The sequence below is a fragment of the Tenacibaculum litoreum genome (assembly GCF_964513915.1).
In the GTDB taxonomy this organism is placed as follows: domain Bacteria; phylum Bacteroidota; class Bacteroidia; order Flavobacteriales; family Flavobacteriaceae; genus Polaribacter; species Polaribacter litoreum.
Genome location: NZ_CAZEQS010000004.1, coordinates 565,935 through 577,500, shown reverse-complemented (window position 1 = coordinate 577,500; position 11,566 = coordinate 565,935). Strand labels below are relative to the sequence as shown.

General features: G+C 31.3%; 14 protein-coding genes, 1 rRNA gene and 2 pseudogenes. 11 read left to right on the top strand and 6 right to left on the bottom strand.

Annotation, left to right across the window (positions count from 1 at the left end; genetic code table 11):
• The first annotated feature begins 57 nt into the window (after positions 1–57).
• From rrf to ACKTTR_RS14055, 11 genes and pseudogenes are all read left to right on the top strand, one after another.
• Positions 58–166, top strand: a 5S ribosomal RNA gene (gene rrf, locus ACKTTR_RS14105).
• 307 nt (positions 167–473) lie between these two features.
• On the top strand, positions 474–1,496 hold the full coding sequence (gene ruvB / locus ACKTTR_RS14100) for a Holliday junction branch migration DNA helicase RuvB (protein ID WP_408028446.1): 1,023 nt from the start codon (positions 474–476) through the stop codon (positions 1,494–1,496).
• Between the two features lie 4 nt (positions 1,497–1,500).
• On the top strand, positions 1,501–3,231 hold the full coding sequence (locus tag ACKTTR_RS14095) for a SulP family inorganic anion transporter (RefSeq protein WP_408028445.1): 1,731 nt from the start codon (positions 1,501–1,503) through the stop codon (positions 3,229–3,231).
• A gap of 11 nt (positions 3,232–3,242) precedes the next feature.
• The gene (locus ACKTTR_RS14090) at positions 3,243–4,652 is read left to right on the top strand and encodes an MBL fold metallo-hydrolase (protein WP_408028444.1); all 1,410 of its coding nucleotides are present in this window, start codon (positions 3,243–3,245) and stop codon (positions 4,650–4,652) included.
• Positions 4,653–4,658: 6 nt separating this feature from the next.
• Positions 4,659–5,036, top strand: coding sequence for a rhodanese-like domain-containing protein (locus ACKTTR_RS14085; protein WP_408028443.1), 378 nt, complete (start codon positions 4,659–4,661; stop codon positions 5,034–5,036).
• A 6-nt stretch (positions 5,037–5,042) separates the two neighbouring features.
• Positions 5,043–5,162 (top strand): annotated as a pseudogene (locus tag ACKTTR_RS14080) (cation transporter); the annotation flags it as partial.
• A gap of 6 nt (positions 5,163–5,168) precedes the next feature.
• Positions 5,169–5,306, top strand: a complete 138-nt coding sequence (locus ACKTTR_RS14075) for a hypothetical protein (protein WP_408028442.1) — start codon at positions 5,169–5,171, stop codon at positions 5,304–5,306.
• Positions 5,307–5,506: 200 nt separating this feature from the next.
• Positions 5,507–6,175 (top strand): DUF4386 domain-containing protein, encoded by a 669-nt coding sequence (locus ACKTTR_RS14070; RefSeq protein ID WP_408028441.1) that lies wholly within the window; start codon positions 5,507–5,509, stop codon positions 6,173–6,175.
• Between the two features lie 241 nt (positions 6,176–6,416).
• Entirely contained in the window at positions 6,417–6,869 is a 453-nt protein-coding gene (locus ACKTTR_RS14065; RefSeq protein WP_408028440.1) for an SDR family NAD(P)-dependent oxidoreductase, read from the top strand.
• A complete protein-coding gene (locus ACKTTR_RS14060) occupies positions 6,851–7,078 on the top strand; it encodes a Rossmann-fold NAD(P)-binding domain-containing protein (RefSeq protein WP_408028439.1) in 228 nt (75 codons plus the stop codon). Before ACKTTR_RS14065 ends, ACKTTR_RS14060 begins: the two co-directional genes overlap by 19 nt.
• Before the next feature lie 411 nt (positions 7,079–7,489).
• A complete protein-coding gene (locus ACKTTR_RS14055) occupies positions 7,490–7,642 on the top strand; it encodes a hypothetical protein (RefSeq protein ID WP_408028438.1) in 153 nt (50 codons plus the stop codon).
• Between the two features lie 7 nt (positions 7,643–7,649).
• Here the strand turns inward: ACKTTR_RS14055 and ACKTTR_RS14050 are convergent, their stop codons facing one another.
• From ACKTTR_RS14050 to ACKTTR_RS14025, 6 genes and pseudogenes are all read right to left on the bottom strand, one after another.
• Positions 7,650–8,225: a Crp/Fnr family transcriptional regulator gene (locus ACKTTR_RS14050; protein ID WP_408028437.1), complete on the bottom strand. Its 576-nt coding sequence runs from the start codon at positions 8,223–8,225 to the stop codon at positions 7,650–7,652.
• 75 nt (positions 8,226–8,300) lie between these two features.
• Positions 8,301–8,900 carry an NAD(P)H-dependent oxidoreductase gene (locus ACKTTR_RS14045; protein ID WP_408028436.1) on the bottom strand — a complete coding sequence of 200 codons (600 nt, stop codon included), beginning with the start codon at positions 8,898–8,900 and terminating at the stop codon, positions 8,301–8,303.
• Positions 8,901–9,288: 388 nt separating this feature from the next.
• A pseudogene (locus ACKTTR_RS14040) lies at positions 9,289–9,660 on the bottom strand (DMT family transporter).
• A gap of 88 nt (positions 9,661–9,748) precedes the next feature.
• Complete coding sequence (locus tag ACKTTR_RS14035) at positions 9,749–10,150, bottom strand: DoxX family protein (RefSeq protein ID WP_408028435.1); 402 nt, start codon at positions 10,148–10,150, stop codon at positions 9,749–9,751.
• Positions 10,151–10,162: 12 nt separating this feature from the next.
• Positions 10,163–10,783, bottom strand: coding sequence for a hypothetical protein (locus tag ACKTTR_RS14030; RefSeq protein ID WP_408028434.1), 621 nt, complete (start codon positions 10,781–10,783; stop codon positions 10,163–10,165).
• 76 nt (positions 10,784–10,859) lie between these two features.
• Positions 10,860–11,447: a Crp/Fnr family transcriptional regulator gene (locus ACKTTR_RS14025; protein ID WP_408028433.1), complete on the bottom strand. Its 588-nt coding sequence runs from the start codon at positions 11,445–11,447 to the stop codon at positions 10,860–10,862.
• Positions 11,448–11,566: the final 119 nt, after the last annotated feature.

The following is an 11,566-nucleotide window of genomic DNA, read 5'->3' as shown; positions in this document are numbered from 1 at the left end:
TATGATATGATTTTACTAATATGTTAACTTATACAGTTGAAATATACTGAAACGATTTAAGGTGATTATCGCAATGGGGCTCACCTCTTACCATTCCGAACAGAGAAGTTAAGCCCATTAGCGCCGATGGTACTGCCACTGGTGGGAGAGTAGGTCGTTGCCTTTCTTTTAAACCTCAATCTTTTATTAGATTGAGGTTTTTTTTATACCTAATTTTTAATTTGAATACCCTCATTGTAATAAAACTTGACTATAACTTCAGGACATTTTAGAATGATAATTAACGTAAGATGCTCTTTTTGAAATAGTGAATGGACCAATATTTTGTTACTAACATATAGAGGTTATATGGGGCTTTTATTATTCACATTAATTATTACAACACGTTATAATATGTATCTTAGCATAAAAATATTGGCTAAGTAACATATATTACAAAGCAAACATCATATTTCAAGTATATTTGCACTAATATGAATGAAAACCTAAACCCTGAAAACACAAACTATTCAAATGAAGAACTAGATGTAGAAAAAAAACTACGTCCGCTTTCATTTGATGATTTTACTGGTCAAGATCAGGCAATAGACAATTTAAAAGTTTTTGTAGAGGCAGCAAATCAAAGAGATGAAGCATTAGACCATACCTTATTTCATGGTCCTCCAGGATTAGGAAAAACAACGTTGGCTCATATTTTAGCCAATGAGTTAGGAGTTGGAATAAAAGTAACCTCAGGACCTGTATTAGACAAACCAGGAGATTTAGCAGGGTTACTAACCAACTTAGATGAACGAGATGTTTTGTTTATAGATGAAATCCATCGATTAAGTCCTATTGTAGAAGAGTATTTGTACTCAGCAATGGAAGATTATAAAATCGATATAATGATTGAATCTGGACCTAACGCTCGTACAGTTCAAATTAATCTTGAACCATTTACTTTAATAGGAGCAACTACTCGTTCAGGATTGCTTACAGCTCCTATGAGAGCTCGTTTTGGTATCAGTAGTCGATTACATTATTACTCAACAGAACTACTAACAACGATTATTCAACGAAGTGCTTATATTTTAAAAATGCCTATTTCTATGGAAGCAGCGATTGAAATTGCTGGAAGAAGTAGAGGAACACCTCGTATTGCTAATGCATTATTACGTAGAGTGCGTGATTTTGCTCAAATTAAGGGAGATGGTACCATCACAATAGAAATAGCGAGATATGCTTTAAAAGCTTTAAATGTAGATGCACATGGGTTAGATGAAATGGATAATAAAATTTTATCTACCATCATTGATAAGTTTAAAGGCGGACCTGTAGGAATAACCACCTTAGCAACAGCAGTTGCTGAAAATGCAGAAACAATTGAAGAAGTATATGAACCCTTTTTAATACAACAAGGATTTATTATGCGTACGCCAAGAGGAAGAGAAGTAACCGATTTGGCCTATAAACATTTAGGAAGAATTAAAGGAACTAGCCAAGGAGAGCTCTTTTAAATAAATGAATCTACTAAAAAAACTCATACCGATACTAGAATGGTTACCCAACTATAAAAAATCGCAGTTAAGAGGTGATGTAGTTGCAGGTATAACAGTTGCTATTGTGTTAATTCCACAAGGTATTGCCTATGCACTTATAGCAGGCTTACCACCAATTTATGGTTTGTATGCAGCCTTAATGCCTCAACTGATGTATGCTATTTTTGGAACATCACGTCAAGTAGCAATTGGTCCAGTAGCAATGGATTCATTAATTGTAGCAACAGGAGTTTCTACCTTAGCATTAACAGGGTCTGAAAGTTATATAGCTATAGCAATATTGCTCGCACTGGTAGTAGGTACTATTCAGTTTTTAATGGGGATTTTCCGTTTAGGGTTTATCGTAAACTTTTTATCAAGACCTGTAATAACAGGATTTACCTCTGCGGTAGCTTTAATTATTGGATTAAATCAATTTAGGAACTTATTCGGAGTAGAGTTTGTACAAAGTGATCAAATTCATGTATTATTAGAAGATATTCTCTTCAGGCTTAAATATTTTAAAACAAATACAACAATTATAGGTTTAGTAGCATGTGCTATTATTATAGTTTTTAGAAGAATTAATAAAAAAATACCCAATGCGTTAATCGTTGTTATATTGGGTATAGTAACCATACGTTTTTTTGGAACACAACTATCAGATGTAGCCATTGTAAAAGATATTCCATCAGGCTTACCTAAATTTTCAATACCAGTAATTGATATAGCTTTAATACGCGAATTGATGCCGATAGCGGCGACTTTGGTTATGGTAGGGTACTTAGAAACTATTTCTATCGGAAAGACTTTGGAAGCTAAGCAGGATGAGTATAGAGTAAGACCAAATCAAGAACTGGTTGCTTTGGGATTAAGTAATATGGTTGGATCGTTATTTCAATCTTACCCATCAGCATCAAGTTTTTCTCGTTCGGCAATCAATGCAGAATCGGGAGGAACTACAGGGATTTCCGCAATTGTTTCCGCAATTTTGGTAGTGTTTACATTACTTTTTTTAACCCCAGTTTTTTACCACTTACCAAAAACTATTTTATCAGCAATTATTATCGTTGCGGTTTTTAATCTGATTAATGTAAAAGAAGCAAGAAGGTTATGGAAAGCAAATAATTTAGATTTCTGGTTACTCTTAGCTACTTTTTTAGCTACTATTTTCTTCGGAATTGAATACGGAATTTTAATCGGGGTAGTTTTATCGTTAATTGTTTTAATTTTTAGAACCTCAAGACCGTATGTAGCTGAGTTAGGAAAAGTACCAAATTCAGATTTCTATCGTAATAAAAACAGGTTTAAGGAAGTTATTTTAGATGATGAAATTTTAGTGTTTCGTTTTGATGCGCAGTTATTTTATGCCAACTCTAACTATTTTAGAGACAAATTGGACGAAATGACAGAAGAAAAAGGGAAGGCATTAAAATTGATTGTATTAGATGCAGAGAGTATTAATAGAGTAGATAGTACTGGGATAGAGATGTTAAAAGAACGTATAATTTATTTTAACAAACACAATATCCAATTTTATTTTGCAGGAGTAAAAGGGCCTGTTAGAGATGCCTTTTTCAGAGGAGGTTTATTAGACGTTGTAAGTTTAGATCACTTTTTTATGCGTGCCAATGGTGCCGTAAATTTTTATAAAACAGGAGATAATCAAAATCAGAAAAAATACGCACAGTATATACACCAAGCGTATAAATAATATATAATATCATGAAAATAGAGCAAATTTATACAGGTTGTTTAGCACAAGGAGCCTATTATATTGAAAGTAATGGAGAAGTAGCAATTATAGATCCGTTACGTGAAGTTGATCCTTATATAAACAGAGCTGAAAAAGATGGCGCTAAAATCAAATATATTTTCGAAACTCACTTCCATGCAGATTTTGTAAGTGGTCATGTTACGCTAGCTGAAAAAACAGGAGCGACAATTGTATACGGACCAACAGCAAAAACAAATTATGAAGCTCATATTGCAACAGATGGAGAAATATTTACATTAGGAGATATTACTATTACCGTATTACATACTCCAGGACATACAATGGAAAGTGCTTCTTATTTGTTAAAAGATAAGGAAGGAAAAAATTATGCAGTTTTTAGTGGAGACACCTTGTTTTTAGGTGATGTAGGGCGCCCAGATTTAGCACAAAAAGCAGCTAACCTAACACAAGATGAATTAGCAGGATTATTGTACGATAGTTTACGTACAAAAATTATGACGCTGGAAGATGATGTAATTGTATATCCAGCACACGGAGCAGGTTCAGCTTGTGGTAAAAACTTAAGCAAAGAAACAGTGGGTACAATTGGCGATCAAAAGAAAACCAATTACGCATTGCGTGCAGATATGACCAAAGAAGAGTTTGTTAAAGAAGTAACTGATGGATTACTACCTCCACCTGAATATTTTCCTTTAAATGTAAAAATGAATAAGGAAGGGTATCAATCTATCGATGAAGTTATCAAAAGTGGAGCAACAGCTTTATCAGTAACAGATTTTGAAAAAATAGCAAATGAAACAGATGCGCTGATTTTAGATGTACGCCATCAATCAGAATTTATTAAAGGATTTATTCCACAATCAATTTTTATTGGTTTAGGTGGAACATTTGCTCCATGGGTAGGGGCATTGATTAAAGATGTTACTCAACCAATTTTATTAGTGACTCCAGAAGGTGAAGAAGAAACCACTATTACACGTTTATCTCGTGTTGGTTTTGATAACGTGTTAGGATATTTAGATGGAAGCTTTGCAGCTTGGAAAGAAGCAGGAAAAGAAGTGGACACGTTACGTTCTGTTTCTGCAAATGTTTTAGCAGAAGCAATAACAAAAGAAGCACCTGTTTTTGATGTTAGAAAACCAGGAGAATACGCAAATGAGCATATTGTAGACGTACCAAGTACTCCATTAGACTTTTTAAATGAACATGTAGAAGAGTTCCCAACAAAAGAAGACTTCTATGTACACTGTGCTGGTGGATACCGTTCGGTAATAGCGGCGTCTATTTTAAAAGCCAGAGGATTTCATAATATAATTGATGTTGCTGGAGGATATAAAGCGATTAAAGAAACTGATATTCCAAGAACAGCAACGGTATGTCCATCAACTTTAAAATAAGTAAAAATGAACAAGGGTATTTTTTTAGTAGGTTTATTTTTAACAGTGGTATTGTCGTGTAAGCCACAAACCAATGAGGCAAAAGATATCACAGTAGAAAATTTACAAGTAGTTTTAGAAAACGAAGATAACGTACAGTTATTAGACGTTAGAACCCCAGAAGAGTGGGCTGGAGGAGTTATTAAAACTCCAATTAAAATAGATATTACAGGAGAAGATTTTGAAGGAAAGGTTTTAGAAAAGTTAGATAAAACCCGACCTGTATATATTTACTGTCGCTCAGGAGGTAGAAGTAAAAAAGCTACTGAACTTTTAGCTGAAAAAGGTTATGAAGCCTATAATGTTTTAGGAGGCTATTTAGAATGGACAGAGAAAAATAAATAATATGCAATACGAAGTTTATATAGAAAACTAAAATGTGGAGGTTGTGCAGTAACCATAACCAAAGAATTATCGAGTATAAATAAAGTAACGAATGTTACTGTTAATGTTGAGAAATCGTTGGTTACCATTTCCATGAAAAAAGAGGTGTTATCGAAAGTAAAAGAAAAGTTATCAAAATTAGGCTATCCAGAAGCTGGAGATAAAAACACAATGGTACATAAAGCAAAATCATTTGTAAGTTGTGCTGTAGGAAAAATAAATAAAGACTAAAAAAATCCCGAGTTACATACTCGGGATTTTTTTAGTGTCATCTATTGAGTTAAGTTACCTGTTGATCACTTTAACGGCTGTACTTATAAATAATAAACTTCTTTTTTACTAATAAAATTCAATACTAATTATCTTAACTTAAGTCAATGCTAATAATAGCATAGACCTATATTTTTGTTCGATCTTCTAGAAATATAATTATGAAACAACGAGCAAGAATTTCTGGAATTGCTTATCTAATAATTTTTATATCTGGGTTCTATGCGAATTTTTATGCAGTAGAAAACTTAATTGATTTAAATAATATTAATGAGACAATTCAAAATTTAAATGAAAACACATCACAGTTGGGTTATGGTATCATCGGGTTCATAGTAATGTTGATTTTTGATTTGTTATTAGTGTGGTCTTTATATAAGTTATTTAAATGGGTGAGCAGAAATATTTCTATAACAGCATCTATCTTAAGATTTATTAATGTATTGTTTTTTTGTGCAGCTCTTTTAAACTTATTTGAGGTATATAATATAATTTCTAATAAGAAGCTAAATTCCCAATCCATAGAAACACAACAAACTATAATGTCTTTATTAAAAAAATTTAATGAAATATGGACTCTAGGTTTAATGATTTTTGGAATACATTTAGCATTTTTATGTTATTTGATTTTTAAATCCAATAATGTTCCAAAGCCTATAGGTATATTGTTGTTTATTGGGGCAATAGGGTATTTTATAGATGGTTTTGCAAATATTTTTATCTCTAATTATCTTGACTATAAAGATATATTTACCATAATAGTAATCATACCTGCTATTTTTGGTGAGTTTTCGTTTACCCTTTGGCTATTAATTAAAGGGTTTAAGTAGAGAAATCTTAAAGAAGTATGTTAAAATTCATGTAACCTGTAGCCATATTTTACAGTCATAATTGCTTTAATTTTTTTAACTATTTAACGGGCTAAATTTGATAATAATAATATCAATCATAAATAGAATGAAATTAATACTTATAAAAACAGATTTACTTTTTTAAATTGTAGTAAATACAATTGGTTATGTGCAAACAACCCAAAGTAAAACATAAATCAATAGTAAAATGAAATATATTATGAAACACGGGATAGTTACAGGTAGCAGTAGAGGTATTGGTTTAGCAACAGTTGAAATGTTGTATAATGGGTCAGGTTTTAAGATAATTGATTTGTTTACCACAGGAAATAACCCACTTGGTCACTCTAATTTTAAATGCTTAAAACTTGATTTATCCAACAGCAATTCTATTGAGAAATTTGTAGCGATGTTGAAAGATATAAAGTTAGACTTTATAATCAATAACGCAGGTATTTTAATCGAAAAATGGGATGTTTCAGCAATTAATATGAAACAGTTAAAACAAACCTTTAATACAAATGTATTTGGCATTATTGAATTAACTGAAAAACTTCTTTCAAGATTAAATACGAAAGCATATATTATTAGCATCGCGTCTGACTGGGGGCTTTTAGTGAACAGAATTTTGATGCCTTTCAGACCCATTATAAAATGTCTAAAGCAACTTTAAATATGTATGCTAAATTACTAGTGAAGCGTTTGGAAAGTAAGAGTATAACGGTATCGTCTTTAGATCCAGTATGGGCACAAACCGACATGGGAGGAAGAGCAGCTCTTCGATTACCAAAAGAGGTTACCACTGATATTTTATATTTATTAAACAATGATGTTAAAAGCGGGTATTTTGGCATCGAGGAAAAATTAGGGAGTGGTAGATAAAACAGATACTGTTAATTAACTTTAGTTAATGAATTAGATTTTAGTCTAAAATATTTTTGCTTTAATATAAAGCAAAAAGTATGAATATTAAAGACCTAGTATTACAAATATTGTTTTGTATATTAATATTATCAATCTATTTAGCACAATAGTTGATTGTGAATATTGAAATATAAATAATTTAAAATAAAGAAAATAAGAATATGAAAGAACAGACTATTAAATCTGGTTGTTGTGTGTCTAGTGGGAATAATCCGTTTTGGATAGAAGTAAAAAATAATTCAGTATTTTAGTTAGGGCTGAACCAGCCAACAGAAGAGTTTTCTTTGGGTGAACAAAGGTGTCACGTTGGTCATGGCACAATTAAAGATTCTAAAATCTATTTAGTATGGTCAGACATCAGACATGCTTGTGGGAAAAGATCAGTTAGATGGAACTATAATTATAGAAATTATTGATGCAATAACGATAAGGGTGATTGAAGATTCCGGTAATTTTAGTAGATCTGAATGGACATGGAAGTCTGAACAAAAGAATTTTAAAGACTTTTTCGGTAATGATTAATAGATTATTATTTACGAGTAATCCGCTTTCTAATTCTACTTAAAGATTCAGGTTTCATACCCAAGTAACTTGCCAAATGATATTGAGGCACACGTTGTAACAAGTCTAGTCTAGTTTCTAAAAGGTTTTTATACCGTTCTTCTGGACTTGAAGTAATAAATTTAGCTAAAGCTTCCTGTTGCTGTCCAAAACCACTTTCGATAGATATTCTACACAAAGTTTCGTATTTAGGAACACGTTTAAAAAGCTCCTGTTCTTTTTCATAGCTTAAAACTGCGAGTTTCGAATCTTCAACACATTCAAAATAATGGTTGGCTGGTGTTTTGTTTTTATAACTTTGTAATGAAGCTACAGATTCTTCTTCTACATAAAATTCTGTGGTACGTTCTCCACCATCGATAATATAATACTTTCTTACGCAGCCATGAATAACAAAATAAGACTCTTTGGATACTTGCCCTTCTCTTAAAAGGATGTCTCCTTTTTTAAAAGATTTAACAAGAATACATTCAGTAAGGGCAGAAGCTTCCTCATTAGTAAGCTCAAGGTATCTAGAAATTAACTTAACAATTTCATTTTCCATTATGGATGCTTATTTTAAAATAACCGTATTAAATTAAAAAGGTTAGGAAACTAACCCAAACCTTTTTCCTTAATATTAAATAATATCAAATAGAATTTCTATAGGCTTTCTTACTTTTAACTGTTTAATAGTGTTGTCGTCATATTTTCTATAACCTATTGGAGCAATTACTGAAGCATTCAATCCTTGTTTATCAAGACCCAAGATTTGATTGTAAGCTTTTGGCTCAAACCCTTCTATAGGGCAGGCATCTATTTTTAACTCAGCACATGCGTTTAAAAGGTTTCCTAAGGCCAAATAGGTTTGAGATTTTTCAGCGAGTTTAGATTTTATAAAATCACCATAGCCACTTAGTCTCTCTAAGTCCAAATTACGTATTTCAGCAGTTTGTTTAATAAAGTTGTCAATGGCCTCATGTGTAGCCTCCGTGTAATTACAAAATACAAATAAGTATGAAGCATCTGTAATTTGATTTTGATTCCAAGATACTGGTCTTAGTTTGTTTTTAATATCTTGATTTTCAATTATCAATGTTTTATATAATTGCAACCCATAGGAAGAAACTGATAATTGAATGGCTTTTTTTAATTTATCTAGGTCATTTTTAGACACCTTTTTTGAAGGGTTAAATTTTTTGGTAGCATAACACCATTGTAAGTTTTTTAATAGTTCCATTTTTTAGCATAATTAGCATTAGTAACCAGCTCAAATTTTAAATGCTTAGATACCTTTGTCTTTTTAGTAAGGTTTAATGACATGCCATATTGTGTAGCAACTTCGCTAAAACCATGATAATCGAAAATCGTACTTTTTTTGCTAAAATCTAAATCAAAATACGAGAAGGTGAGATTGTCTAATTCTGATTTAAATAATATTTTTATTTCACTTAAAATATCTACGTCATACTCTTTTTTTTAACCAAGTTTTATTTGGTCATTGTGAGTTTGGTATAAAACAATAGCCTATATTTTTATCTTCATTACATGTGTTAAAGGGATGTCTTACAGTTCTCCATAATGAAATTAGGTTTTGAATGTTCAATTGTATTGTGGTCATGAATTTATTATTTTGAGTTAATGAGTATTATACCTATTAACATTGCTATTGTTCCTATTAAGCGTTTTGTTGTAATAGGTTCCATAGGTAAGTTAAGCCAACCGTGTTTTCCTGCTATTAATAAAAACACTAGCTGACCGCAAAGTCCTAACGCAATCATTTTAGAAATACCTATTTTTGGAATATTATAAAAGTATATAGCGATACCTATAATATTAAACAAACCTCCAATAAACTATAGGTGCCATGGTATTTGAGTTGTTGTAATGCTTTGAATGCTCTCTTTTCTTATTAACATCAACAATAAATACCCAAATACCAAACTACTAATTGAACTAGCAATTACAGCTAGAATAGGTTGTTTTAGAGTACTGCCCAAATGGGAGTTAACCCCAGCTTGAACTGCTAAAAAAAATGCCTCCTATCAATCCTAATACTGATAAAAAAATAGTTGCATAGCAATAATGTTAATCCCATTTGTTATTGGTTGACAATGCATGCTTGCCGGCACCTGTAAAGAATAATGTAATACCAAACATCATGTAGATGAAAATTGGACCAATTGCCCAACCACCAAACTCATTAAGTTTAAAAAGGTAAGGTAGTTGTACCATTATAATGGCTACTAAACAGTTAATAGCAAATACAAGTCCAACCAATTTAGTTCTATACCCAATTACAATAAGGATAGGTGCTAAAATTTCACCAATATAAACCCCATAAGCTATAAAGGATGGTATCCCATGTTGGTTAAGTAAACTTTTAATAAAATCGATCCCAAAAATTAATTTAGTAATGCCATAAACCAACATGGTTAATGCAATGCTTACTCTTAAAATTAAAAGTCCTGTGTCTTGTTTTGTGTTCATAATATGTATTCTTTAGAAGTTAAATTTTATAAATACTCCAAAGTTTTCGAGTGTTTTTTCTGCTTTGGTAAACTGGTCTAGGTTTATTGCCATTCCAGTAATAAGTTGTTCTTTTTTTATACCAATACGAAGTTGCTGTATGCCTCTATCTAGCGCTTTTAAATTGGTATTAACTACAGCGAATAGATTTAAGTAAGCTTGAAGTTTTTTAGTCAGATTTGGTGTATAATTCATCATTAAAGTTTGTTCTAGTGTAACCCCGTTTTGATACGTACTACCAATAGCATAACTTAACTTAAAGTTTGAGGCTGTATACTCATATTGAGATGTTAATGATGCAAATGCGCCAGGGTTTTTAATTCCTATAGAAGCATTGGCTTTAAAATGTTTGTTAAGATTATATGACAACATGTTTCTTATGAAAAAGATGTTGTTTATATTATTAGTATATTCTGTGTCAAATAAGGATACATTATTAATAGACCAGGAGGCATTAAACTTATATCCAATGTAATGTTGATAGCTGGTAGAGCGATTTCCTACTATCATTTCTGGTGAGAAACTAACACTTTGAGAACTTAATGTTTGTATCCAAAATGTGATAAAAAAAATTAAATTTATTAATCGAAACATAACCCATGTTTTATTATATGGGTTAAAATTAGAGAGAGGGTAGAAGAAAAAACTTAAGGTATCTTAAGAAGTGAATTTAAGAGTGTTTTTTTCGTAAATAACTTAAAAATTCAGGTGTTACTCCAAGGTAAGAAGCTATAATATATTGTGGCACACGTTGTTCTATATCTCGATATGCTTTTCTAAAACTTTTATAACGATCATAAGCATTGTCGCTCATGCTATCAATAACACGTTCTTGAACAGCCACATAAGCATTTTGTATTTTAGTCCGAAAGAAATGAGAAATTTCGGGAATCTCAATATATAGTTTATCTAATTCTTTCTTAGGCAACTGTACAAGTAAGGTTTTTTCTAGCGCTTGTACATACATTCTTGATTTTTTCCTACTTAGATAGCTATATAAATCATTTATCCACCATTGTTCAATACCCAATTGTAAAGTATGTTCTTGAGCATTTTCGTCAAGGTAGTAACTGCGCATACACCCTTGAACAATAAAATTCATAGTATTGGCAGTTTCTCTAGGTCTGATTAAAAACTCTTTTTTATTTAATTTCTTAAATACAAGAATAGAAGATAGTTTATCAACAGCATGTTTGTCAAGAGCTACATCTTGATTAATATGACTAATGAGTAATTTTGTTTGATGTCTAATATCCACTATTTAGAACTTGAGATATTTTAATATTACTGTATAGCGAAGTTATCTTTTTTGCTTAAATAATCAAAAGAAGGAAAAGAATTCTATAAAAAAACCGAGACAATTTGTCTCGGTTTTTT